This window comes from Leclercia sp. LSNIH8 (genome assembly GCF_002920195.1).
GTDB lineage: Bacteria > Pseudomonadota > Gammaproteobacteria > Enterobacterales > Enterobacteriaceae > Enterobacter.
Genome location: NZ_PQJY01000032.1, coordinates 1 through 1,628, shown reverse-complemented (window position 1 = coordinate 1,628; position 1,628 = coordinate 1). Strand labels below are relative to the sequence as shown.

The 1,628-nt window shown below is 53.3% G+C and carries 1 rRNA gene; it reads right to left on the bottom strand.

Annotated elements, in window-relative coordinates:
- Nucleotides 1-20: 20 nt before the first annotated feature.
- Nucleotides 21-1,560 (bottom strand): 16S ribosomal RNA (locus C3406_RS25790).
- Nucleotides 1,561-1,628: the final 68 nt, after the last annotated feature.

Genomic DNA, 1,628 nt, shown 5'->3' with positions numbered 1-1,628 from the left:
CAAAGGCAGGTTCTTTAAGGTAAGGAGGTGATCCAACCGCAGGTTCCCCTACGGTTACCTTGTTACGACTTCACCCCAGTCATGAATCACAAAGTGGTAAGCGCCCTCCCGAAGGTTAAGCTACCTACTTCTTTTGCAACCCACTCCCATGGTGTGACGGGCGGTGTGTACAAGGCCCGGGAACGTATTCACCGTAGCATTCTGATCTACGATTACTAGCGATTCCGACTTCATGGAGTCGAGTTGCAGACTCCAATCCGGACTACGACGCACTTTATGAGGTCCGCTTGCTCTCGCGAGGTCGCTTCTCTTTGTATGCGCCATTGTAGCACGTGTGTAGCCCTACTCGTAAGGGCCATGATGACTTGACGTCATCCCCACCTTCCTCCAGTTTATCACTGGCAGTCTCCTTTGAGTTCCCGGCCTAACCGCTGGCAACAAAGGATAAGGGTTGCGCTCGTTGCGGGACTTAACCCAACATTTCACAACACGAGCTGACGACAGCCATGCAGCACCTGTCTCAGAGTTCCCGAAGGCACCAAGCCATCTCTGGCAAGTTCTCTGGATGTCAAGAGTAGGTAAGGTTCTTCGCGTTGCATCGAATTAAACCACATGCTCCACCGCTTGTGCGGGCCCCCGTCAATTCATTTGAGTTTTAACCTTGCGGCCGTACTCCCCAGGCGGTCGACTTAACGCGTTAGCTCCGGAAGCCACGCCTCAAGGGCACAACCTCCAAGTCGACATCGTTTACGGCGTGGACTACCAGGGTATCTAATCCTGTTTGCTCCCCACGCTTTCGCACCTGAGCGTCAGTCTTTGTCCAGGGGGCCGCCTTCGCCACCGGTATTCCTCCAGATCTCTACGCATTTCACCGCTACACCTGGAATTCTACCCCCCTCTACAAGACTCAAGCCTGCCAGTTTCAAATGCAGTTCCCAGGTTGAGCCCGGGGATTTCACATCTGACTTAACAGACCGCCTGCGTGCGCTTTACGCCCAGTAATTCCGATTAACGCTTGCACCCTCCGTATTACCGCGGCTGCTGGCACGGAGTTAGCCGGTGCTTCTTCTGCGAGTAACGTCAATCACTGCGGTTATTAACCGCAATGCCTTCCTCCTCGCTGAAAGTACTTTACAACCCGAAGGCCTTCTTCATACACGCGGCATGGCTGCATCAGGCTTGCGCCCATTGTGCAATATTCCCCACTGCTGCCTCCCGTAGGAGTCTGGACCGTGTCTCAGTTCCAGTGTGGCTGGTCATCCTCTCAGACCAGCTAGGGATCGTCGCCTAGGTGAGCCATTACCCCACCTACTAGCTAATCCCATCTGGGCACATCCGATGGCAAGAGGCCCGAAGGTCCCCCTCTTTGGTCTTGCGACATTATGCGGTATTAGCTACCGTTTCCAGTAGTTATCCCCCTCCATCAGGCAGTTTCCCAGACATTACTCACCCGTCCGCCACTCGTCACCCGAGAGCAAGCTCTCTGTGCTACCGTTCGACTTGCATGTGTTAGGCCTGCCGCCAGCGTTCAATCTGAGCCATGATCAAACTCTTCAATTTAAGTTTGATGCTCGTGAATTAAACTTCGTAATGAATTACGTGTTCACTCAGAGACTTGGTATTCATTT